Raw genomic sequence first — 21,902 nt, 5'->3', positions numbered from 1 at the left:
GGACATCGGCCGAACCGGTCATCACATCATACGAACCTCCCAATCTTCCATAAAAAAGTGATACAATTTCAATGCTCAATCGCTAATACTAAAAACATTTTCTGAACATGGCGGATCGGGTTTCGGTGATCTGCAATCCAGGATGGCCAGCACGGACTTTCGTCTTGGCACAGAGGAAACGGACTCAGTCATATAGAGATCGCATCCGGACCATGAACATCTTCCCCATCAAGCCACCCAGGCCCGCGCGTTCATCGACGCGTCAACCGGCCGACACCCAGTACCCCAAGGTCATCGCCATTACCAGCGGCAAGGGTGGCGTCGGCAAGACCAACGTCACCAGTAACCTCGCCATCGCGCTGGCCAAACACGGCAACCGCGTCTGCATCTTCGACGCCGACACCAGCCTCGCCAATATCAACATCGTGATGGGTCTGAGTGTCGAATACACCGTAGAGCACCTGCTCGCTGGCGAGCGCACGGTGGACGAGATCATGGTCGAGGGGCCGGAGGGCGTTATGGTCATCCCCGCCGCCTCCGGAATCGCGGAATGCGCCAATCTCGACCAGGACCAGCGGGACCGCCTCATTGCCGCCCTCGAATCGCTGGAAGACCGTTTCGACTACATCCTCATCGACACGGCCGCGGGAATCGGCGACACGGTACTGTCTTTCGTACAGTCCGCGCAGTATGCCATCGTCGTGATCTCGACCGAGCCGACGTCTCTGACCGACGCCTTCGCCCTGCTCCGCGTGCTCCGGCGGCGCAACTACGAACACCCGGTCTATGTGCTGGTCAACATGGCAATCAACTACGCCAACAGCATGGAGGTGTTCAAGCGCTTCGAGGCCGCCGTCAAGAAGTACCTCAATATGAAGGTGCACTACTTAGGCTACATCACCGAGGACAAGGCGATCCGCACCTCCGTCAGCGCACAGCGCCCGGTCCTGCTGGAACACCCGGAGTCGCTTGCCAGCCGCTGTTTCACCACCCTGGCCACCGTCCTGAGCAAGCAGTTCTCCGGCACGACCCAGCCCCACAGCTTCAGCGCGTACTGGAATGGCCTGACCACGGCCCCCGCACCGACGGCCGGATCGCAACCCCCGGTCCGGAATTGCCCGCGGGCTGGCAGGAATCTCCGGACCAGATCTGGGCGCATGCCAACGAGCTGGTGCAGGATCCGTCCGTACCCGAAGAGGAGCTCACGCGCGCGCTGGAGACGCTGCTGCGCGCCTACCATGCGCGCTTTCATACCCTCCCCGTCGCCATCGACCAGCTGCTGGCACTGAGCGAGGCAGGGACTCGCCCTGAGACCGAATCGCATGGGCTGAGCGCCAGACTCGAGACGCTCCTCGGCCGGCACGTGAGCGAACCGGCGCCGCGACGCGAAACGCCGACCACGTCGCCGTCGGAACAGGATACAATCCTGCTCGAATACCGTCGCTCGGCGGAGCGCATCCAGGCGGAAGAAACGTTGCTGCATCAGGCCTTGAACCGCCTGTACACATATATCAACCGAGAACTCGTCCCCGCCGGGAAGGGTTCGCCGTTCGCTGAAGAGCAAGGACAGAATGGCAGGGAAGTGGATGAAGATCTCCGTCATCCCGGGCCAGGCAGGGATGACGCGAAATCCGTGAACTGATCCACCAACGCGCACAGTCATCCAAGCTTGCGCCGGTCGTCATCCAGAATGAGAAGTTTGAACAACAACCCACGCCCCGTGCCCCACGCCCGTTTCCGCCGTCCGCCGACATGCCTCGTCGCGGTCCTGCTGGGCATCCTCGCACTCGCGTGGCAGCCGCAACCGTCCGCCGCCACCCCGGAGCAGGAATACCAGGCGGCCCTGCGCCTCGCACGCGCGGGTAATCTCGCCGAGGCGCTGGAGCAGCTCGGCGCGCTGGTTGAACGCCATCCCGACAACCGGCAGTATCTCTACGACTACATCGCTGTGCTCGGCTGGGCAGAACGTGACCGCGAGGCGCTGGACCGTGCCGCCGCCCTAGATCTGGCGGATATCCCCTCGTATTCACTCGACGCCCTGGGAAAATCGGCGCGCAACGAGCGGGAATATCCGCTCGCCATCCGCATCTACCGGACCGCGCTCGAACGCGACCCGTCCAGTACCGCGAGCCGCGTCGGACTCGCCCTCAGCCTGGCCGACAACGGCGACGTCGAGGAGGCGCGCGAGATCGTGGACAGACTCGATGCCTCCAGCCCCAGAGACCTTGAGGTGCTCGGCGCGCTCGCCTATGTCCAGCAGAGCCAGGGCCTGCCCTTCCAGGCCCTGCACACCTACGACCGGATGCTGGGCATCGATCTCGCCAACCGCGACGCGCGACGCGGCAGGATACTGACCGCGTACCGCCTGGGCGCGCCGCATCTCGCCGCCGACCTGGCCGATGCGGCGCCGGAACTTCTCAGCCCGGACGAACGCGATGCGATCGAACGCGACAAACAGGCCTTTACGATACGCTGGAGCCGCCTGCCCGCGACATCGGAAACCGCGCCCAGACGCGAGTCATTCAAGGCGATTCTCGATATGCGCAAGGAGCTGGACTTCCTCGAAGCCGGCGCCCAGGGCGATACGCCGCACGCGCGCCAGGTGCGCTACGACCTGCTCGTTTCACTGCATGAGCGCGGCCGCAACCGTGAGGCCATCGACCTGTACGAGACCCGCATCGCAGCGGATGTCGAGGTACCGACCTATGTTCTCATCACCGCGGGCGATACCTACCTCGCGCTGCGCCAGCCGGAACAGGCGAGCGACCTGTACCGGCGCGCGCTCGAACAGGATCCGGGCGACTTCACCACCCGCCTGTCCCTGTTCTACGCCTATATCGAGGGCGAGGACTTCGACAGCGCGCTGACGCTGATCGACGCGCTCGCCGCCGAAGAACCGGCATGGCTGGGCGAGCCGCCGGACCACCGACCCAATTCCGCCAGGCTGCGCGCAGACCTCACCGCCGCCTACGCGCGCGCGTTCGCCGACAACCTGCCCGAGGCCGAGCACCGGCTCGCCCCGCTCGCGGAACAGGCACCGATGAATGCCGAATTGCACACCGCGCTGGCCACGATCTACCGCTGGCGCGGCTGGCCGCGCCGCGCTCTGGGCGAGTACGCGATCGCCCGCAACGGCCGGCCCGCGAACCTGCCGGACGCGCGCGCAGGACACGGCCTCGCGCTTCTCAGCCTCGGCGACTACCCCGCGGCGGACGCGGTACTCAAGGATCTGCGCGCGACGGCCCCGTACAGCGGCGCTACCGCCACTCTGGCGCACGAGTGGGAACTGCACAACCTGCGCGAGCTCCGCCTCGAGGCGTCGCGCACGGAAAGCTCGGGTGCGCAGGAAGGCAGCGAGGACCTGGGTTTCGACGGCTGGATCTACGGCGCGCCGATCAGGTACCACTACCGGCCCTTCCTGCATCATCATTTCGAGCAGGCAGAATTCCCCGAAGGCGACGCGACCTACCGGCGCATCGGCGCCGGGGTCGAATATCGCGCGCGCGACGTCATGGCGACGGCGGAACTGGACCGCGACGCAGGCGACAGCGTCAACGCAGGACTTGCTGTCAGCGGGCGCTGGAGTCCCTCGGACTACTGGTCCTTCACCGCGGGCGCCGACACCTGGAGTGACGCGATACCGCTGCGCGGCCGCCTCAACGAGGACATCGACGGCTGGTCGATCGACCTCGGCACCGACTGGCGCGCGCACGAGGGACGCAGCGCGCATGCCGGCCTGCAGCGTGTCGATTTCAGCGACGACAACCTGCGCACCGCGGCGAACGCGCGCGGCGCCCAGCGCCTGATGACGCGCCCGCACTTCCGCATGGACGGCCTGCTCGGCGTCTACGCCTCGCGCAACACGCGAGAAGGCGCGCCCTACTTCAATCCGGCGAGCGACGTCTCGGTCGATTTCACCCTGAACAACGAATGGCTGCTGTACCGGCGCTATGAACACTCCTTCCGTCACCGCCTCGCGCTCAGCGTCGGAAACTATCGCCAGGAGGACTTCGACTCCGACACGATCTGGGCAGCACAGTACGAGCAGCGCTGGAATCCGCACGACCGCTTTGAACTCGGCTACGGCCTGATCCGCGCACGCCGCGTCTACGACGGCACGCCCGAACACCTGACCACGCTCTACCTCAATCTTGGCTGGCGCGTCTGACATGCACGCCCTGACACGACTCATCGCCGCACTGATCCTGCTCCTGCCGGCGGCCCTGCCCGCCGCACGGGCCGCGGATGAATTCACTGTCCTGAGTTACCACGACGTGCAGGATGACCCCGTGCGCGACCGCCTCGGGGACGCCGTCACCATCGCCACGGCCGATCTCGTCGCCCAGTTCGCCTGGCTGCGCGAGCACGACTATCAGCCGGTCAGTCTGGACGACATCGCGGCAGCGCGCGAAGGTCTCAGACCGCTGCCCGACAACGCCGTGCTGCTGACCTTCGACGATGGCTACGCCAGCACCTACACGCGCGTCTTTCCGCTGCTCAGGCTGTTCCGCTATCCCGCCGTAGTGGCGCCGATGGCGGCGTGGATCGACCAGCCGGCCGGCAGCCAGGTAAGTTACGGCGACATGCCGATCCCGCGCACGGGCTTCATGACCTGGGCGCAGATAAAGGAAATGGCAGACTCCGGCCTGGTGGCCATCGCCTCGCACAGTTACGACCTGCATCACGGCATCGCCGGCAATCCGCAGGGCAATCTGCAACCCGCCGCCGTCACTCGGGCCTACGACGCGAAGGGCAAAACCTACGAAGACGATGCGGCCTACCTGAAACGGGTCGGCGCCGACCTGGCGAAGAGTGTACGCGTCATCGAGCGCCGCACGGGACATCGGCCGCGCGCCATGGTATGGCCCTACGGCCGCTACAACGACGCGCTGACCGCGCTCGCCGCCGAACACGGCATGCCGCTGAGCTTCGACCTCGGCGACCACGGCGGCAACAGCGCCCGCGACGTCGGCGTGATCCGGCGCGCGCTGATCACGCATCGCGCGACCCTCGACACCCTGATTGAGACCCTCAACGAGCCGTTGCGCGGCCCTGCGCTCCGCGTCGTGCAGGTCGATCTCGACTACGTCTACGACCCCGATCCGGCGCAGCAGGAACGCAATCTCGACCACCTGCTCGACCGCATCAAGGCGCTCAACATCAACACGGTGTACCTGCAGGCCTTCGCCGATCCGGACGGCGATGGCAGTGCCGATGCGCTGTACTTCCCCAACCGTCACCTGCCGATGCGTGCCGACCTGTTCAACCGCGTCGCCTGGCAGCTCGCCACCCGCGCCGGCGTCAAGGTCTACGCCTGGCTGCCGGTGCTCGCATACGTGCCGGAGGATGGCAGTCCGCTGCATGGTCAGAGGGTAATGCGCGACGCGGCGGATAACGCGCATGCGCCGCGCTATCCGCGCCTCTCGCCCTTCAGCGCGGAGGCGCGCGCGTTCGTCGGCGACATCTACGAAGACCTCGCCGTGCATGCCCACATCGCTGGCCTGCTGTTCCACGACGATGCCACGCTCGCCGAGGACGAGGACGCCTCCGCCGCCGCGCTCGAAGTCTATAAAGGCGAATGGGGCCTGCCATCCTCAATCGCCGGTATCCGCGCCGCGCCTGAACTGCTGCAGGAGTGGACGCGGCGCAAGACCCGCGCACTGATCAGGTGGACCGACGACCTCGCTGCGCGCGTGCGCGTGTACCAGCCGCACATCAGGACCGCGCGCAACCTCTACGCCCCGGTCGCGTTGGACCCGTCCGCGGAGGCGCGCTTCGCGCAGTCGCTGGCGCTCACGCTCGAACATTACGACTACACGGCGATCCTCGCCATGCCCTACCTGGAGGCGCAGTCGGACCCGCATGCCTGGCTCGAAACACTGGTCGCGCGCGTCTCCCGCGAAATCAACGGACTCTCGAAGACCGTGTTCGAGCTCCAGAGCGTCGACTGGCGTGACAAGTCTCCGGTAGAGACGGGAACGCTGCGCGACCAGATGGACGTGCTGCGCCGCCTCGGCGTGCGGCATTTCGGCTATTACCCCGACGACTTCATCGCCGGACATCCCGCGATCGCCGGCATCAGGCCCGCGATGTCGCTCAACACCTATCCGTATCCGGAGTAAGGCGTGGCGGAATTCTTCACAAAGCTGACCAGCGGAATACTCTACTTCGAGTTCTATTACCCGCTCTTCATGGCCTACCTGTGGATGGTCGGCGCGCTCTATTATTTCGTGCACTGGGAGCTCGACATCAGTAAGCGCATCGACCAGCCGCCGAAACTCGAGGAGTATCCCGGCGTCTCCTTCCTGGTGCCCTGCCACAACGAGGGCGAAAACGTCGAGGAAACCATTGAATACCTGGCGAACCAGCAGTATCCGGAGTTCGAGATCATCGCCATCGACGACGGCAGCAAGGACAACACCGGCGAGATCCTCGACCGTCTGGCGGAAAAACACCACCGCCTGCGCGTCATCCACCTGGCGAGCAACCAGGGCAAGGCCATGGCGCTGCGCATGGGAGCCATGGCATCGAACCACGAGTTCCTGGTCTGCATCGACGGCGACGCCCTGCTCGACCATCACGCCACGGCGTGGATCATGCAGCACTTCGTCAACGGCCCGCGCGTCGGCGCCGTCACCGGCAACCCGCGCGTGCGCACCCGCTCCACCCTGCTCGGCAAGATCCAGGTCGGGGAATTCTCCGCCATCATCGGCATGATCAAGCGCGCGCAGCGCATCTACGGCCGCGTGTTCACCGTTTCCGGCGTAGTTTCCGCCTTCCGCAAGAGCGCGCTGCACAACGTCGGCTACTGGAACCTCGACATGGTCACCGACGACATCGACATCAGCTGGAACCTGCAGCTCAACCGCTGGGACATCCGCTTCGAGCCCAACGCGCTGTGCTGGATCCTGATGCCGGAGACACTGCGCGGCCTGTGGCGCCAGCGCCTGCGCTGGGCACAGGGCGGCATGGAGGTGTTCCTGAAGTACCTGCCCCAGGTCACAAGCTGGCGCAAGCGCCGCATGTGGATGGTCTACCTCGAGTACCTCACCAGCGTGATCTGGGCCTACCTGATGATCGTGGTGATCCTGCTCTACCTGATCGGCAAGTTCGTCGACCTGCCGCCCGGCATGCACGTCGCCACAGTACTGCCGGGCTGGAGCGGCGTGGTGCTCGGCATCACCTGCATGCTGCAGTTCGCCGTCGCGCTGCTGATCGACGCCCGCTTCGAGCGCGGCATCGGCAGGGTCTACTACTGGATGATCTGGTACCCGGTGGTGTACTGGCTGCTCAACGTGCTCACCGCCGTGGTGGCCGCCCCCAGGGCCATCATGAAACGGCGCGGCGCCCGCGCCACCTGGGTCAGCCCCGACCGAGGATTGAAACCATGAGCAAGCGACCGCTGATTATCGAGAATCCCGAGTTGCAGACCCCGCGCCAGCGCTACGCCTTCGCCGCGCTCACCCTGTTCTTCTGGATCATCTGGTTCTACCTGTGGATCCCCATCGTCAGCCTGCTCGCCTGGCTGTTCGGCGCCGAGCGTTTCTATCAGGCCATGATCATGCGCAGCGGACTTGATGCGCTGATCGAGCTGCTCGGCCTGTATTCCATCATCATACTCGTCATGGGTGCGCTGCTCGCCGGCTGGGCCTGGTACAACCAGATGCGCTTCCGCGGCCGGGAAAAGCGCCGCGTCTCGACCGTCGTCACCCCCGAGGAAGTGGGATCGTTCTATGCCCTCAAGCCGGAACAGCTCGAACTCGCGCGCTACGCCAAACACGTGGTGATCGATCATGACGAACATGGGCAAGTGAAGGATATACGGGTGGGGTGACAACCCTTGTCCGGCGGGAACCGGTCAAAGCCACTTACCAGTGGCTTCAGACTGTAGTAGTATGCGCCAAAACCTGAAAGTAATACTACATTCTGCCGATAACCGTCATGGACATCGGGGGCAATCTTTACGATGAAAGTTTTCTTATCAGGCCTAATGAAGCCTGAACAACCCCGACCTCAACTATTTCAGCTTGATCCTGGCGTTATATCTTTATGACTACGATTCTCGGTATCTCAGGCTTCTACCATGATAGCGCGGCTGCACTGGTCTGTGATGGCGATATCATCGCGGCTGCGCAGGAAGAGCGCTTTTCACGCAAGAAGCACGATGCGCGCTTTCCACAGCATGCAATCAGATACTGTCTGCGCGAAGCCGGCATTTCCCTGTCCGGCGTGGATCATATTGTTTTCTACGATAAACCGCTGCTGAAATTCGAGCGCCTGCTGGAAACCTATCTTTCCTTTGCGCCGGCGGGGTTCAAGTCGTTCCTCTCCTCCATGCCGCTGTGGCTGAAGGAAAAGCTCTACCTCAAGCATCAACTGCGCAAGGATCTGGCAGAGCTCGGGGACATGGATAAGCGCCAATTGCCTGATCTTCTGTTCACAGAACATCACCAGTCGCATGCCGCCAGCGCATTCTTTCCCAGCCCCTACGAAAGCGCCGCTGTCATGTGCCTGGACGGCGTCGGTGAATGGGCAACCAGTTCAGTCTGGCAAGGCAATGGCAATAACCTGACACCACTCTGGGAAATCGACTTCCCCCATTCACTCGGCCTGCTCTACTCTGCGTTTACTTACTACACTGGATTCAAGGTCAACTCGGGCGAATACAAGCTCATGGGCCTGGCGCCTTACGGAGAGCCGAAATACGCCTCCCTGATTCGTGAACATATCCTAGATGTCAAGGAAGACGGCAGCTTCCATCTGAACATGGATTATTTCAACTATGCCACCGGCCTCACCATGACCAATGACCGGTTCCATGAGCTGTTCGGCGGCCCTCCGCGGGCGCCTGAATCGCCACTGGAACAAAAGCACATGGATATGGCCAGATCGATTCAGGCGGTAACTGAAGAAGTGGTGCTACGACTGGCGAACAACGTTCACCGCGAAACCGGTAACGATTACCTCTGCCTGGCAGGTGGCGTTGCCCTGAACTGCGTCGCGAACGGTCGTCTCTTGCGCGAGGGTCCGTTCAAAGGTATCTGGATACAGCCCGCCGCTGGTGATGCCGGTGGCGCACTGGGGGCGGCGCTTGCGACCTGGCACGTCTATCTAGGCAAGAAACGACACCTCAACGGAAAACTGGATGGGATGATGGGCTCCTACCTGGGGCCCAGGTTCAGGAATGACGAGATCGGGGTATGGCTGGATAAATCCGGCGCCCGATATCGCCGGCTGGAAGACAGCGAATTGTTCGATTTCATGGCAGATGTCCTGTCACAAGGAAACATCGTGGGCTGGATGCAGGGACGCATGGAATTCGGTCCAAGGGCTCTGGGTGGACGCTCGATCATTGGCGATCCGCGCAATACCCGCATGCAATCTACTATGAACCTGAAGATAAAATACCGTGAATCATTTCGCCCCTTCGCCCCGTCCGTACTGTCGGATCATGTCTCCGATTACTTTATCCACGCCGGGCCCAGCCCGTATATGCTGATTACCGCGCCGGTGCAGGAGAACATCCGTATACCCATGACTGCTGAACAGCAGCAACTATTCGGCATAGAAAAACTGAACGTACCCCGTTCCAACCTGCCCGCAATCACTCATGTCGATTACTCTGCGCGCATCCAGACCGTACATAGTGAAACCAATCCGCGTTATCACGCTTTGCTCCAGGCGTTCCACAAGAAAACCGGATGCCCAGTCCTGGTCAACACTTCTTTCAATGTCCGAGGCGAACCGATCGTCTGCACTCCGGAAGATGCCTACCGATGCTTCATGCGCACGGAAATGGATTATCTTGTGCTGGAAAACTACATATTGGCCAAATCGGACCAACCGGCACACGAGAAAGACGACTCGTGGAAAACCGAATTCGAACTCGATTAACTCTGAGGCCGGTCATGAATCAGAAATCGGAAGCAATACCCACCACTGACCCGGATCGCAAGGCGCTGCGCAGCTACGGTCTGCTCATGGGAGGGGTGATTGTCATCCTGTTCGGACTGCTCCTGCCCTGGTTGTTTGACGGGGCCTTTCGCGCATGGCCCTGGATCATCGGTGGCGCATTCGCACTCCTGGCGCTGGCGACCCCGATACTGCGCCGCCCCATCTACAAGCTATGAATGCGATTCGGCCATATCATGGGATTTATTAATACCCGTATCATCCTCGCCGTGCTTTTCTATATAATAGTAACGCCCATCGGATTCATCATGCGCATCAATCATGATCCGATGCGCAGAAAAATGACTGATCAACCCTCTTACAGGATATCGAGCCACGTCCGGGCACCGAAAGACATGGAGAAGCCATTCTAATGCTGGACCTATTATCCGATCTGTGGGCCTTCATGCGTGAACGGAAAAAATTCTGGCTCGCACCCGTGATCCTGATTATGGTGCTGCTGGGTGGCCTGATCGTCCTGGGACAGGGCTCCGCTATCGCGCCGTTCATCTATACCCTGTTCTGAGCCTGGCCTGACCCCCGGCGTCAAAGACTGGCCAGCATGCAACAGATTTCATTTCGCGCCAGCGAACGCTACTGGATTTCGCCCGACTGTCTGGCCGTGTCATGCTCATCATTTCTGGCCGGCAGAACAGTCAATCAAGGATGCCGGCTCCATGGCCTACCAACAGCAGGTCATGGAAACATTCCGAGCATATGACATGTCTGCATCCACCAACCTGAAAAACCTTATTCTGCTGCTGACCACGACATTGGTCGCATTGCTGTTTGTTGAACTTGCTCTCCACCTTCTGGGAATACCCCCTCGGCAACTTACACAGGAGATGATCCGGGACGACATTCTTGTCAATCGCATGCCGACCGATTATCCCGAGATCGATGGCAAAGGTTTTCGCAACGGAAAAAGCGAAGTTTCAGGTCATGTCGACATAGTTACGCTCGGCGACTCCCACACGTATGGTTACAACGTACCCATGTCGGACAACTGGCCAAGCCAGATATCCCGCCTGACCGGACAATCCGTCTATAACATGGGCATCGGCGGATACGGGATACTCCAATATGCCTACCTGGTGGACCGGGCAATGGAATTCAAGCCCCGACACATCATGCTGGGCCTCTACCTTGCTAATGATCTCAAGGACATTTGTTACGCGTATCGAATGGCGCCGTACTGGAAGGAAAATTATTCAACGGAAGAACTGAATCTCGCATATTGTGACGCGGCTGACGTCAAGGATGCGCGTACTGAGAATGCACACAGTGAGAACTCGAGTCCAGGCATAGCTGAAATCCTCAAAAATTCGCATCTGTGGGCACTCTGGGACAGGGCCAAACCCGCCCTTGAGCGCACGCTTGTAAAACGGAGCATGAACAAGTACATCGTGGTCGACGATGACAAGAACTCAACCTTGATTTCACGCTACCTGGTCAAAGAACATGGAAAATACATGGACCCCGAAGAGACCGAGGTCTCCAGAAGCCTGGAAGCAACCAAGAAAATTATTCGCAGGATGGCGGAAAAAAGTAACCGCGCTGGCGCCACGCTGGTCATAATGTTCATCCCGTCGAAAGAACTCGCGTTTCATGACTACCTGCGCGACAGGAATATCAATCTTCCCGATTACTATGAGAAGGCATTTGAGAACGAAATTTTTCTGAAATCGGAGTTATCCGCCTTCCTTAATACACTTGATATCCCGACAGTAGATGCCGCCCCTGCCGTTATCAGCGCACTCAATGAATCCGGTGAGATATACACCAAGGACGATGATGGGCACCCTGTTACGGCCGGATATCACGCCTATGCGACCGCCATGTATCAAAATTACTGGACGAAATTCCTCGCCAGATAACCGGGCGAATTATCCGGTCTCCCGTATGTAATGCTGTTCGGCAATCCCGTTTGACTTGAAGACATCCCTCCACCTGCCGACACGGAGGGTGCATCCATCCACCGAATTGAGCCCGCCGTGCGCGTAGAACAGCAGGTGTTTTCCCGATCAGGGCGGGCTGGTGATCAGGTCACGGAAGTCGAATGCATCGCAGTTTGTCGCGGACCTTCTCTGCCATATCAAAGGCCGCTCTGGCCAGAATGATTTAGTAATTCAGCAAAAAATGCTCGCACCCATTCGATGGCATTACGTTAAAGGATGTCGACTCCCTCCCCGCATTCGAGCGCTCCGGCACCTTGGTCACCAATACCGGCGGACACATTGTCCAGATCTGCTCGCCGATCCGGATTTTTCCTGTATCCTCTCCCATGGCTGACCTCATACAACGGACTTGCGTACCCGGAGAAACTACATGGAAATGGCCATATGGCGCGGCATCGTCGAGGATCTGACAACGCCCGATTCTGGCGGCGCCGTCGAGTGCCGTCTCGCGCAGGGCAAGATCAAACTGCACTCCGACCTGACGAGCAATGTCGGACGCGGCGACAAGGTGCTCGTGGCCGGAAACATCGCGGACGGCGTTCTGCACGCGATGGCCGTCCACAACCTGACGCGGAACAGGCTCACCCACATCGATCCGAGCAACCAGGTCCTGCTCGCAGGCCTGTGGGGATTCATCGGCATGATGTCCGCGGCTTTCGGCTGGCCCATGCTCGGCCATCTCAGCGCACTATCCGTGGTGCTGAACGTATTGGCCATCGTCGGCATCGTCGGAGTGATACGAAGCGCCCTGCACATCATTCGCGTCACCCTGGCCGCGAACTGGATCCGGTATCCGGATCTTGCCGAGCGTTCCTGACCCGGCTGCCCGCCGCCGCGAATCTCGCATCCCCTTCACGGCACCCGCACGGGCACACATCCCGGCGCGCGCCTATCCCGGTGACGCATCAGCCATTGGGCGGATTGTGCCGGCACTCGCTGGGCTCGCCATCCAGCGACGCACCGACCAGGATCGGCGCCTGTCGCTGGTCGACATCCACCTCGATCAGGTGCGTGGTGTGCTGGCCGGGACTTTCCACTTCCTTCCGATGCCTGAGCGCATCACTCCGGGATGAATGCGCCCCAATATATAGACCTTGTGCTGCGGATCGTTCAGCGCCAGTTTCATCACCAGCCAGATCTTCATGAATACCTCCCGGATAATTGACGTAATCATTATGCGGGTTTAAAAAGGGAGAAGCCACCCGGGAGTCCCGCATGAAGCAGACACTGTATGAGGCCATCGGCGGGCTGCCGACGCTGGAGAAGGTGCACAAGATCTTCTACGACAAGGTCTACGCCCATCCCTGGCTCGGCCAGTTCTTCAAGGGCCACGACCAGAAGATCATCGAACTGCGCCAGACCCAGTTCATGGGCGAGAAGTTCGGCGGCGACATCCGCTATCCGGGCATGGACCTGGAACTGGCCCACCGCCGCATGTACATCCCCCCCGAACTCTTCGAGCTGCGCCAGAACTTACTGCGTGAATCACTGCAAGAAGCCGGCGTTACCAAGGAACATATCCGCCGCTGGCTGCGGATCGACAGCGCCTTCCACCGGCAGATCGTCAAGAAATCACTGGCGGCCTTCGATGCGATCGACCTCAAGTATGAACGGCCGGTGGTGATTCCTGATCCCGGGGAGGCCGCGCATTGAAAAACGGGAAATCCGGATTTCAGAGCTCACCGGACCTTTCGCGTAGCCTGCGCCGCAGAAGCAGCTGCCTTGGTACACATTTCCTGTATTCATGATGTCCTCCTGATCATTCAGGGAAGCTCCTATTAATTCGTCATTCCCGCGAACGCGGGAATCCAGTAACTCAATATTCTGGATGCGCGCTGGCGCTGATCCACGGGCAGCCCGCCCCTGGACGGTGAAAGCACTCGACTCCGAGGCCGCGCTGTCCCGCTCGGCATTCTTCGAACGCTTCGTCCAGGTCATCGGCCAGCCACCCATGCAATACCTCACGCAGTGGCGCATGCAGGTGGCGTCGAATCTGTTGCGCAACAGCCGCGCGCCGGTCGTCTCGATCGCGCTGGAGGTAGGTTACGAATCGGAGCCAGCGTTTACGCGGGCGTTCAAGAGGCTAGCGGGGGTGCCGCCGGGGGTGTGGCGAAGGAATCAGGGCAAAGAGTCATTGACAACAGATTCAGAGAATAATGAGTTAGCAAACAAAGGGCCCTGACCCCTTTTCTTCCGCATTTAACGACCAAGACATCTCTTGTACTTTACATCACTGCCGCACGGACACGGATCATTCAGCCCCGGCTTTTTTGGTCTACTCAGGAGGAGCGACGCCTCTCGGCTGATTGAGGTTTACCGCCCGCGTGGGTTGAGCCAATCGCGCGGCGTATTCGTAGATGTGGGCGTTTTCTTCCGTTCGCTCTGTCGGTACGTGGACCGCGAAAGACTGTGCCCGATGGTAGGTTCCGTTGGCACTAACCTCTGCCATGACGCCGATAACGTTAGAAGTCTTGAGGGCCAATGCAGCTGCGCTGGCCTTGTCATTCATCCTGGTCCAGTCAATTTGGTGGTCGTGTCGTTGAAGCCAAACGAAGAGTGGCTCGCCGTCCCCGGCCAGAATAAAGTAGCGAGCGGGGTGCTGGTTCAGGGTTTGGCGAAGGTCGGACAGCATCTTGGCCAGATTATTCCGGCCTTCCTCTCCAAGGTCACGGATATGGCTCTCTGCTGAAAGCCACCCGCGTGCTCGGGTGGCGTCGAGCGCCCCAAGCAGCTTCAGCACCTCCTCCGGGAAGTCCTGCGTCGGAAACGGCCCGCTTTCCCAGTCTTCACCCTCGAAGCTCCTGTCGACGATGTCGCTCATGCCGTCCCAGATAAGCGTGTTCACCTTGCTATCCTTTTAGCTGCTCAGCAATGTCCTGATCGAAGCGGTTCTTCTTCAGGTACGCGCCCAGATGGTCAAACTCGTCAAAGAGATGGGCCCGGCGCATCCCCGCCACGGCCTGCCGTACCTCCATGTAGTGAAAAAATTCGCCGGGGGTGGGTAGGAGACGCTTGAGCACAAATAGGTCGTCGACGGACAGCGAAACGAAGGCATGCCTTCCAAGTAGTGGCTCAATCTTCGGTAGTTCCTTGCAGTATGTAGAAAAGGGCGAGAATGACTCGACCGTCAACCCTATCGGCACCATCACGCGGTAGTCGGAGCGGCGGACACGGCCGCACTCTTCGTATTTGCCGTCCGCCAAGTGGTAGAGCGGCACTTCATCCGCCGAATTCAGATAGTTGAAGAAGCGTTCACATTGCTTGTAGGCCTTGAGTATCAAATCCTGTACGGACTGGGCGTGGCGGCCGAAATCAAGCGCTGGCGATGCGATGGTGGCGGCCGCGCCGGCCTTGGCTTCAACCAGGAACAGCACGTCATCGACTAGGATGAGGGTGTCGTTTTCGGACCACTGCTTGCTGGCAGGGTCCTTGTAGTAGACCTCCTGGAAGACTGTGGCGCCGGGAAGCTGGGCAGCCAGAATGTCGGCGAAGGCAGCTTCGCTCATTGTCTTCTGCCGATCTTCAAAGGTCTTCTTGTAATCCGGTTTTCGCTGAAGGAGGTTGTAGAGGAGCGCACGATACCCCGCATCACGGGCGAAGCACGGGTCGACGGCGTAGTAGTCCGATCCAAGCTGAATTAGGGGTTTCTTCCGGGCAGGCAGTGTCCGATAGGGTGTCCCCGCAAAATCGCCCGCTGCGAAGAACTCGGTTTCTTCTCCGCGCCGGTACGCCAAGTCTGCCAAGAGCTTCGGGGGTAGCGTCGTGTGACGGCTCACGTTGGTGATGCCGCCCCGAAACATATCATCCACCGCCCGCCCGGCGGATACCGACTGTTCCTTATTGGCCGCAACCCACGCCTCCATGGCGTCTTCCAGAGGCTTGTCCTGGGCCACAGCGAAGGCCTGCGCCGCTTCAAACTGCTTCATCATCTCCGTGATAGCGTCGGCATGCCCAGAACGCGTGGCGTCAGCCATGGCCTGGAAGCCTTCCGCGATATCGGCGGCGCCGACGCCATACACTTCTTTCAGGACATCATTGTGAGGTGCCAAAACGTAGCGGTAGAACTCGCCTTCCAAAACTTGGTAGCGGTTCCCGCGTAGCATGACCCAGGTCGATTTGGCGCGGAATTCAATGTCGGCCGTGTCGGGACCAAAGACGCCTTCCTTAACATCGGTGGACGTGGCCATGGCGAAAAACATGGCCTGATCTCGCAGTTTACGGCCAAGTTCATACAACTCGGCGCATCGAGCTTCGTCGAATGTCACGTCCGCAGGGGCTGCATCTGACGCGAGCACCGCGTGCACGTACTCTAGGAGAAACTGGTTTTCATTGATCAGGTCATCCGGGCCGTCCGCTTCCCGTTCCTCATCGGCGACGCTCTGGTCTGCCATCGCTTTCATCATGTGTTGGGCGTATATATATCCAAGCAGATCATGCGGGGACATCGCGACAATCAGTGCGCGCATTCGAGCCGCAGTCGTTTCCATGTCTTTCAACAAGGAAGCAGCAGTCTCTTTTCGTTTTTTTTCATCCATAACACTTATTCCTGATGTTGCTGAAGCCTCGATCCGTACCAGGCAGCTAGCTCAGACGACCTTCCACCGTTCAAGTAACACAGGGGGTTACGGGTACACGAAAGGATATCCTTGTATCTTGTGGGGCGCCAAGATTAATGAAAAAGAGGCCACTCATCCCAGCCAGTGGAGCCGGGATAAATGAGTTCGCTACAGTTTTCCAATTAGTTACAGAATTCCTGCTTTCGCGGGAATGACATTACCAGAATGGATTAGCCATGACGGCCGTGCTGATAACCAGCGCCGTTACTTGCCGAGCAACCCCGCCACTGTAATCCCCAACTCCGCCGGCGACCGTGTCGTCGCGACGCCAGCCGCTTCGAGCGCGGCGTACTTCTCCGCCGCGGTGCCCTTGCCGCCGCTGATGATGGCGCCGGCGTGGCCCATGCGCTTGCCCTTGGGGGCGGTGACGCCGGCGATGTAGGCGGCGACCGGTTTGGTGACGTGGTGTTTGATGTAGTCGGCGGCCTCTTCCTCGGCGCTGCCGCCGATCTCGCCGACCATCAGGATGGCCTCGGTCTGCGGGTCCTGCTCGAACAGTTGCAGGCAGTCGATGAAGTTCATGCCGGGGATGGGGTCGCCGCCGATGCCGATGCAGGTGCTCTGGCCGAGGCCGAGGTCGGTGGTCTGCTTGACGGCCTCGTAGGTCAGCGTGCCGGAGCGCGACACGATGCCGACGCGGCCGGGCTTGTGGATGTGGCCGGGCATGATGCCGATCTTGCACGCGCCGGGGGTGATGATGCCGGGGCAGTTCGGCCCGATCAGGCGCGCGCCGGCCTCGCGCACGCAGCGCACGGCCTCCAGCATGTCGAAGGTCGGGATGCCCTCGGTGATGCAGACGATCAGTTTGATGCCGGCGTCGGCCGCCTCGAGGATCGCGTCGAGCCCGAACGGCGCCGGCACGTAGATGACGCTGGCGTCGGCCTGCGTCGCCTTGACCGCGTCGCGCACGGTGTCGAACACCGGCAGGCCGAGGTGGGTCTGGCCGCCCTTGCCGGGCGTGACGCCGCCGACCATGCGCGTGCCGTAGGCCAGCGCCTGCTCGGTGTGGAAGGTGCCCTGCTTGCCGGTGAAGCCCTGGCAGATGACACGCGTATTCTTGTCGACCAGAACGCTCATGGCCTGCCCCGCTTCACCGCCGAAACGATCTTCTCTGCCGCCTCGTTCAAACCTTCGGCGGCGATGATGGTGAGTCCACTCTTGCGCAGGATGTCGCGCCCGAGTTCGGCGTTGGTGCCTTCGAGGCGCACGACGACCGGCACCTTGATGCCGACCTCCGCCACCGCGCCGACCACACCGTCGGCGATGATGTCGCAGCGCACGATGCCGCCGAAGATGTTGACCAGCACGCCCTTCACGTTTTTGTCGTCGAGGATGATCTTGAACGCCTCGGCCACGCGCTCCTTGGTCGCGGTACCGCCGACGTCGAGGAAGTTCGCCGGCCGGCCGCCGTGCAGCTGCACCAGGTCCATGGTCGCCATCGCGAGCCCGGCGCCGTTGACCATGCAGCCGATGTCGCCGTCGAGCGCGATGTAGCTCAGGTCCCACTGCTTGGCGCGCACCTCGCGCGCGTCCTCCTGGCGCAGGTCGCGCTGCGCGGCGAGCGGCTTCTGGCGGTAGAGCGCGTTGTCGTCGACGTTGATCTTGGCGTCGAGGCACAGCAGATCGCCGGCATCGGTGACGGCCAGCGGATTGATCTCGAGCAGTGAGAGGTCGCGCTCGCGGAACATCCGCGCGAGTCCCATCGCGATGGTCTGGAACTGCTTCATCTGCTCGCCGTTCAGGCCGAGCCCGAAGGCGAGCTCGCGGCACTGATAGGGCTGCAGGCCGACCAGCGGATGGATGGCCGCGCGCAGGATCTTGTCCGGGGAATTCGCTGCGACTGTTTCGATATCGACGCCGCCCTCGGTCGAGGCCATCAGCACCGCCTTGCGCTGCGCGCGGTCGACGACCATGCCGAGGTAGAGCTCGCGCGCGACGGCGGAGGGCTTCTCGATCAGGATCTCGTTGACCGGCTGGCCGTCGGCATTGGTCTGGTACGTGACTAGGCGCGTGCCGAGCAGTGCGCGGATCGCCGTGATCGCTTCCTCGCGGCTGCGCACCCGTTTGACTCCGCCGGCCTTGCCGCGTCCGCCGGCGTGCACCTGCGCCTTGACGACCCAGTCGGAGCCGCCGAGCGCGTCGAGTGCGGCCTTCGCTTCATCCGCCTGCGAGACGACGCGATGCGCGGGCACGGCGACGCCGTACTCGGCCAGCAGGGCCTTGGCCTGAAATTCGTGGAGGTTCATGACTTCCGTAATGCTGCCATAAAGGCCGTACGATAGCATAAAACACGGTGAGGAGTGAGGCGTGAGGGGTGAGGCGTAACGGCAAAAGGGGACGGACTGGAAGTCCGTCCCCGAACTGTGGCGACGTGGTTTAAACGCGGGGACGGATTGTGAAATCCGTCCCCTCTTGAAGTGGGTGGTGGGGACAGATTTGAAATCTGTCCCCTTACTTCTCAGATTTATAAATCTGTCCCCGACTCCCGATAAATCTGTCCCTGACTCCCGGTCCCCGACTCCTTTCTCCTCCCCTTACTCCTCACACCTCACTCTTCACGCCTAACCTTCCGGGGTGACGCGCGGTGGATCGCCAGCCCGCCGACATCCAGCGCCGCCTCGTGCAGCGCCTCGGACAGGGTCGGGTGGGCGAACATGGTGGCGGCGAGGTCTTCGCTGCTGGCGCCGAATTCCATCGCGATGACGGCGCCGGCGAGCAGTTCGGAGCAGTGCGCGCCGATCATGTGGACGCCGAGGATGCGGTCGGTGGCGGCGTCCGCCAGCACCTTGATGAACCCGCCGGTCTCGCCGAGCGCGCGGGCACGGCCGTTGGCGGCGAAGGGAAACACCCCGGCGCGATACGGCCGGTCCGCCGCCTTCAGGGCCTGTTCGGTCAGTCCGGCCCAGGCGATCTCGGGGCGGGTGTAGATCACCGACGGGATCGTCGCGTAATTGACCTGCGCCCTGTGGCCGGCGATCAGCTCCGCGACCATGATGCCCTCCTCCGAGCCCTTGTGCGCGAGCATCGGTCCGCGCACGAGGTCGCCGATGGCGTAGACGCCGGGCAGGTTGGTGCGGCACTGTTCGTCGACGTGGACGAAGCCGCCGTTGTCGAGCAGCAGGCCGGCGTCGGGCGCGCACAGGCCGTCGGTGTTCGGCTGGCGGCCGACGGCGACGATCAGCCGGTCCACCACTTCGCGATGTTCGCCCTCGCCATCCTGGTAGTCGATATCGACCCGTCCGCCCTCGAGCGCGCACGCGGTCACGCGCGCGCCGAGGCGGATGTCCAGCCCCTGTTTGCGGTACTGGCGCAGGGCCTCCTGCGCGATCTGGCGGTCGCACATCGACAGGAAGTCCGGCTGCGCCTCGAGCAATATCACCTCGGAACCGAGGCGGCGCCAGACGGCGCCGAGTTCGAGTCCGATGACGCCGGCGCCGATGACGCCGAGGCGTTTCGGCACGGATGCGAATGCGAGCGCGCCGGTGGAATCGACGATGAGGTCTTCGTGCAAGGGTGCGACGGCGAGCCGGGCGGGCTTCGATCCGGCCGCCAGGATGACGTATTCGGCCTCGAGCACGACCGCGACGTTCAGACGCAGGGACGTAACCTCCACGCGGCAGCCGGACAGCAGCTTGCCGCGCCCCTCGATGCGCTGGATGCCGTTGGCCTCGAACAGGCTTGCGATGCCGCGCGTGAGTTCGGAGACGACGCGGTCCTTGCGCGCCATCATCGCCTCGAGGTCGAGCCCGATGCCCTCGACGCGGACGCCGTAGTCCGCGAATTCATGGCGCGCCTTGTCGTAGACCTCCGAGGCCTCGAGCAGCACCTTGGACGGGATGCAGCCGGCGTTGAGGCAGGTGCCGCCGAGCGCGCTCTCGCCCGCCGGATTGGTCCAGTCGTCGACGCAGGCGACCGACTTGCCGAGCTGCGCGGCGCGGATCGCGGCCACGTAACCCGCCGGCCCGGCGCCGATCACGATGACATCATAACGGTCTTTCATGTCGACTCCTGAGTAAGGGGGCAGATTTATAAATCTGTCCCCTTGATTAGCCGGTATGGGGACGGATTTGAAATCCGTCCCCGGTATGGGAAAAACGGGGACAGATTTGAAATCTGTCCCCATGCTTTGGCGTAATCCGTCCCCAACCTATACCTCCAGCAGCATCCGCGCCGGATCCTCCAGCGCCTCCTTGACGGTGACGAGGAACTGCACGGCGTCGCGGCCGTCGATCAGGCGGTGGTCGTAGGACAGCGCGACGTACATCATCGGGCGCGCGACGATGGCGCCCTCCTCCACCACCGGGCGCTCCTGGATCTTGTGCATGCCGAGGATGGCGCTCTGGGGCGGGTTGATGATCGGCGTTGACAGCAGCGAGCCGAACACGCCGCCGTTGGTGATGGTGAAGGTGCCGCCGCTGATCTCCTCCAGCGCCAGCGTGCCGGCCTTCGCCTTGTCGGCATAGGCGGCGATGCGGCGCTCGATCTCGGCCATGCCGATGCGGTCGGCGTCGCGGATGATCGGTACCACCAGCCCGCGCGGCGAGGAAACGGCGACGCCGATGTCGTAATAGCCGTGGTAGATGACGTCCTTGTCCTCGACCGAGGCGTTGATGACCGGAAACTTCTTCAGCCCCTCGACCACCGCCTTGATGAAGAAGGACATGAAGCCGAGCTTGACCTCGTGTTCCTTCTCGAAACGCTCGCGGTAGCGCTGGCGCAGCGCCATCACCGGCTGCATGTTGACCTCGTTGAAGGTGCTCAGGATCGCCGCCGTGTGCTGCGCCTCGACCAGGCGCTCGGCGATGCGCGCGCGCAGGCGCGTCATCGGCACGCGCCGCTCGGGACGCTGTTCAATGTCACCGGTAACAGGCGCTGCAGGCGCCGCGGCGGGCTCCGGCCGTGCCGGCATCTCCACCGCGCGCAGCACCGGCACAGCAGGCTTCTGTTCGAGTACGCGCAACACGTCTTCCTTGAGGATGCGTCCCCCCTTGCCGCTCGCCTGGACCGCGTCCGGGCTCAGGCCGTGCTCATCGAGCAGGCGGCGCGCGGCCGGCATGACGATCTTCTGCGCCGGCACCGTCTTGTCCTCGCCGTTGCCGCGGGCCACCGCCGCGGACGCGGGCTTCCCCGTGGCCGCGTCGATGCTGGCCAGCACCTGGCCCGCCACCACGGTCGCGCCTTCCGGCTGCAGGATCTCGCCGAGCGTGCCGTCCTCGGGCGCCGGCACCTCGAACATCACCTTGTCGGTCTCGATGTCCACCAGCTTCTCGTCGCGTTTCACCGCCTCGCCGGGCTTCTTGTGCCAGGCGACCACGGTGCCGTCGGTAATGGATTCGGGGAATCCCGGTACCTTGACTTCGGTCTTCATAGATTGTCC

The 21,902-nt window shown here is 61.9% G+C and carries 18 protein-coding genes and 1 pseudogene; 13 read left to right on the top strand and 6 right to left on the bottom strand.

Going from position 1 to position 21,902, the window contains the following annotated elements:
* Positions 1-212: 212 nt before the first annotated feature.
* From IPK65_07585 to IPK65_07535, 11 genes are all read left to right on the top strand, one after another.
* Positions 213-1,289, top strand: a complete 1,077-nt coding sequence (locus IPK65_07585; protein MBK8162995.1) for a MinD/ParA family protein — start codon at positions 213-215, stop codon at positions 1,287-1,289.
* Between the two features lie 74 nt (positions 1,290-1,363).
* Positions 1,364-1,642 carry a hypothetical protein gene (locus tag IPK65_07580; GenBank protein MBK8162994.1) on the top strand — a complete coding sequence of 93 codons (279 nt, stop codon included), beginning with the start codon at positions 1,364-1,366 and terminating at the stop codon, positions 1,640-1,642.
* A gap of 78 nt (positions 1,643-1,720) precedes the next feature.
* The gene (gene pgaA / locus IPK65_07575; GenBank protein ID MBK8162993.1) at positions 1,721-4,168 is read left to right on the top strand and encodes a poly-beta-1,6 N-acetyl-D-glucosamine export porin PgaA; all 2,448 of its coding nucleotides are present in this window, start codon (positions 1,721-1,723) and stop codon (positions 4,166-4,168) included.
* 1 nt (position 4,169) lies between these two features.
* On the top strand, positions 4,170-6,122 hold the full coding sequence (gene pgaB, locus IPK65_07570; GenBank protein ID MBK8162992.1) for a poly-beta-1,6-N-acetyl-D-glucosamine N-deacetylase PgaB: 1,953 nt from the start codon (positions 4,170-4,172) through the stop codon (positions 6,120-6,122).
* 24 nt (positions 6,123-6,146) lie between these two features.
* The gene (gene pgaC / locus IPK65_07565) at positions 6,147-7,391 is read left to right on the top strand and encodes a poly-beta-1,6 N-acetyl-D-glucosamine synthase (GenBank protein ID MBK8162991.1); all 1,245 of its coding nucleotides are present in this window, start codon (positions 6,147-6,149) and stop codon (positions 7,389-7,391) included.
* Complete coding sequence (pgaD, locus tag IPK65_07560) at positions 7,388-7,834, top strand: poly-beta-1,6-N-acetyl-D-glucosamine biosynthesis protein PgaD (GenBank protein MBK8162990.1); 447 nt, start codon at positions 7,388-7,390, stop codon at positions 7,832-7,834. Before pgaC ends, pgaD begins: the two co-directional genes overlap by 4 nt.
* A 215-nt stretch (positions 7,835-8,049) precedes the next feature.
* Entirely contained in the window at positions 8,050-9,894 is a 1,845-nt protein-coding gene (locus IPK65_07555; GenBank protein ID MBK8162989.1) for a carbamoyltransferase, read from the top strand.
* A gap of 14 nt (positions 9,895-9,908) precedes the next feature.
* On the top strand, positions 9,909-10,130 hold the full coding sequence (locus IPK65_07550) for a hypothetical protein (protein MBK8162988.1): 222 nt from the start codon (positions 9,909-9,911) through the stop codon (positions 10,128-10,130).
* A 194-nt stretch (positions 10,131-10,324) separates the two neighbouring features.
* A complete protein-coding gene (locus IPK65_07545; GenBank protein ID MBK8162987.1) occupies positions 10,325-10,477 on the top strand; it encodes a hypothetical protein in 153 nt (50 codons plus the stop codon).
* Between the two features lie 151 nt (positions 10,478-10,628).
* Complete coding sequence (locus tag IPK65_07540) at positions 10,629-11,828, top strand: hypothetical protein (protein MBK8162986.1); 1,200 nt, start codon at positions 10,629-10,631, stop codon at positions 11,826-11,828.
* 451 nt (positions 11,829-12,279) lie between these two features.
* A complete protein-coding gene (locus tag IPK65_07535; GenBank protein ID MBK8162985.1) occupies positions 12,280-12,726 on the top strand; it encodes a hypothetical protein in 447 nt (148 codons plus the stop codon).
* Between the two features lie 186 nt (positions 12,727-12,912).
* Here the strand turns inward: IPK65_07535 and IPK65_07530 are convergent, their stop codons facing one another.
* Complete coding sequence (locus tag IPK65_07530) at positions 12,913-13,053, bottom strand: hypothetical protein (protein ID MBK8162984.1); 141 nt, start codon at positions 13,051-13,053, stop codon at positions 12,913-12,915.
* 71 nt (positions 13,054-13,124) lie between these two features.
* Between IPK65_07530 and IPK65_07525 the strand changes: the two genes are divergently transcribed.
* Complete coding sequence (locus IPK65_07525; protein ID MBK8162983.1) at positions 13,125-13,562, top strand: group 1 truncated hemoglobin; 438 nt, start codon at positions 13,125-13,127, stop codon at positions 13,560-13,562.
* Positions 13,563-13,737: 175 nt separating this feature from the next.
* Entirely contained in the window at positions 13,738-14,091 is a 354-nt protein-coding gene (locus IPK65_07520; GenBank protein ID MBK8162982.1) for a helix-turn-helix transcriptional regulator, read from the top strand.
* A gap of 17 nt (positions 14,092-14,108) precedes the next feature.
* On the opposite strand, the pseudogene IPK65_07515 reads toward IPK65_07520, so the two are convergent.
* The 5 genes and pseudogenes from IPK65_07515 to odhB all read right to left on the bottom strand — a co-directional run bounded on the left by IPK65_07515 (position 14,109) and on the right by odhB (position 21,893).
* Positions 14,109-16,444 (bottom strand): annotated as a pseudogene (locus tag IPK65_07515) (SEC-C domain-containing protein).
* Positions 16,445-16,729: 285 nt separating this feature from the next.
* Positions 16,730-17,602, bottom strand: coding sequence for a succinate--CoA ligase subunit alpha (gene sucD / locus IPK65_07510; GenBank protein ID MBK8162981.1), 873 nt, complete (start codon positions 17,600-17,602; stop codon positions 16,730-16,732).
* Positions 17,599-18,771 carry an ADP-forming succinate--CoA ligase subunit beta gene (sucC, locus tag IPK65_07505; GenBank protein ID MBK8162980.1) on the bottom strand — a complete coding sequence of 391 codons (1,173 nt, stop codon included), beginning with the start codon at positions 18,769-18,771 and terminating at the stop codon, positions 17,599-17,601. The genes sucD and sucC overlap by 4 nt, the downstream gene beginning before the upstream one ends.
* 302 nt (positions 18,772-19,073) lie before the next feature.
* Positions 19,074-20,525 (bottom strand): dihydrolipoyl dehydrogenase, encoded by a 1,452-nt coding sequence (gene lpdA, locus IPK65_07500; GenBank protein MBK8162979.1) that lies wholly within the window; start codon positions 20,523-20,525, stop codon positions 19,074-19,076.
* A 147-nt stretch (positions 20,526-20,672) separates the two neighbouring features.
* Positions 20,673-21,893, bottom strand: a complete 1,221-nt coding sequence (gene odhB, locus IPK65_07495; protein ID MBK8162978.1) for a 2-oxoglutarate dehydrogenase complex dihydrolipoyllysine-residue succinyltransferase — start codon at positions 21,891-21,893, stop codon at positions 20,673-20,675.
* Positions 21,894-21,902: the final 9 nt, after the last annotated feature.

The sequence above is a fragment of the Gammaproteobacteria bacterium genome, assembly GCA_016712635.1.
In the GTDB taxonomy this organism is placed as follows: domain Bacteria; phylum Pseudomonadota; class Gammaproteobacteria; order SZUA-140; family SZUA-140; genus JADJWH01.
Note: the sequence above shows the minus strand (reverse complement) of the source record. Positions and strands in the feature narration are given on the sequence as shown.

What these genes read in the sequence shown, in the direction of transcription:
- IPK65_07525 (MBK8162983.1), top strand. Translation starts at nt 13,125, where the DNA reads ATGAAGCAGACACTGTATGAGGCCATCGGCGGGCTGCCGACGCTGGAG.
- pgaD (MBK8162990.1), top strand. Translation starts at nt 7,388, where the DNA reads ATGAGCAAGCGACCGCTGATTATCGAGAATCCCGAGTTGCAGACCCCG.
- IPK65_07520 (MBK8162982.1), top strand. Translation starts at nt 13,738, where the DNA reads ATGCGCGCTGGCGCTGATCCACGGGCAGCCCGCCCCTGGACGGTGAAA.
- sucD (MBK8162981.1), bottom strand. Translation starts at nt 17,602, where the DNA reads ATGAGCGTTCTGGTCGACAAGAATACGCGTGTCATCTGCCAGGGCTTC.
- IPK65_07555 (MBK8162989.1), top strand. Translation starts at nt 8,050, where the DNA reads ATGACTACGATTCTCGGTATCTCAGGCTTCTACCATGATAGCGCGGCT.
- IPK65_07540 (MBK8162986.1), top strand. Translation starts at nt 10,629, where the DNA reads ATGGCCTACCAACAGCAGGTCATGGAAACATTCCGAGCATATGACATG.
- IPK65_07530 (MBK8162984.1), bottom strand. Translation starts at nt 13,053, where the DNA reads ATGAAGATCTGGCTGGTGATGAAACTGGCGCTGAACGATCCGCAGCAC.
- IPK65_07535 (MBK8162985.1), top strand. Translation starts at nt 12,280, where the DNA reads ATGGAAATGGCCATATGGCGCGGCATCGTCGAGGATCTGACAACGCCC.
- lpdA (MBK8162979.1), bottom strand. Translation starts at nt 20,525, where the DNA reads ATGAAAGACCGTTATGATGTCATCGTGATCGGCGCCGGGCCGGCGGGT.
- sucC (MBK8162980.1), bottom strand. Translation starts at nt 18,771, where the DNA reads ATGAACCTCCACGAATTTCAGGCCAAGGCCCTGCTGGCCGAGTACGGC.
- odhB (MBK8162978.1), bottom strand. Translation starts at nt 21,893, where the DNA reads ATGAAGACCGAAGTCAAGGTACCGGGATTCCCCGAATCCATTACCGAC.
- IPK65_07585 (MBK8162995.1), top strand. Translation starts at nt 213, where the DNA reads ATGAACATCTTCCCCATCAAGCCACCCAGGCCCGCGCGTTCATCGACG.
- IPK65_07545 (MBK8162987.1), top strand. Translation starts at nt 10,325, where the DNA reads ATGCTGGACCTATTATCCGATCTGTGGGCCTTCATGCGTGAACGGAAA.
- pgaB (MBK8162992.1), top strand. Translation starts at nt 4,170, where the DNA reads ATGCACGCCCTGACACGACTCATCGCCGCACTGATCCTGCTCCTGCCG.
- IPK65_07550 (MBK8162988.1), top strand. Translation starts at nt 9,909, where the DNA reads ATGAATCAGAAATCGGAAGCAATACCCACCACTGACCCGGATCGCAAG.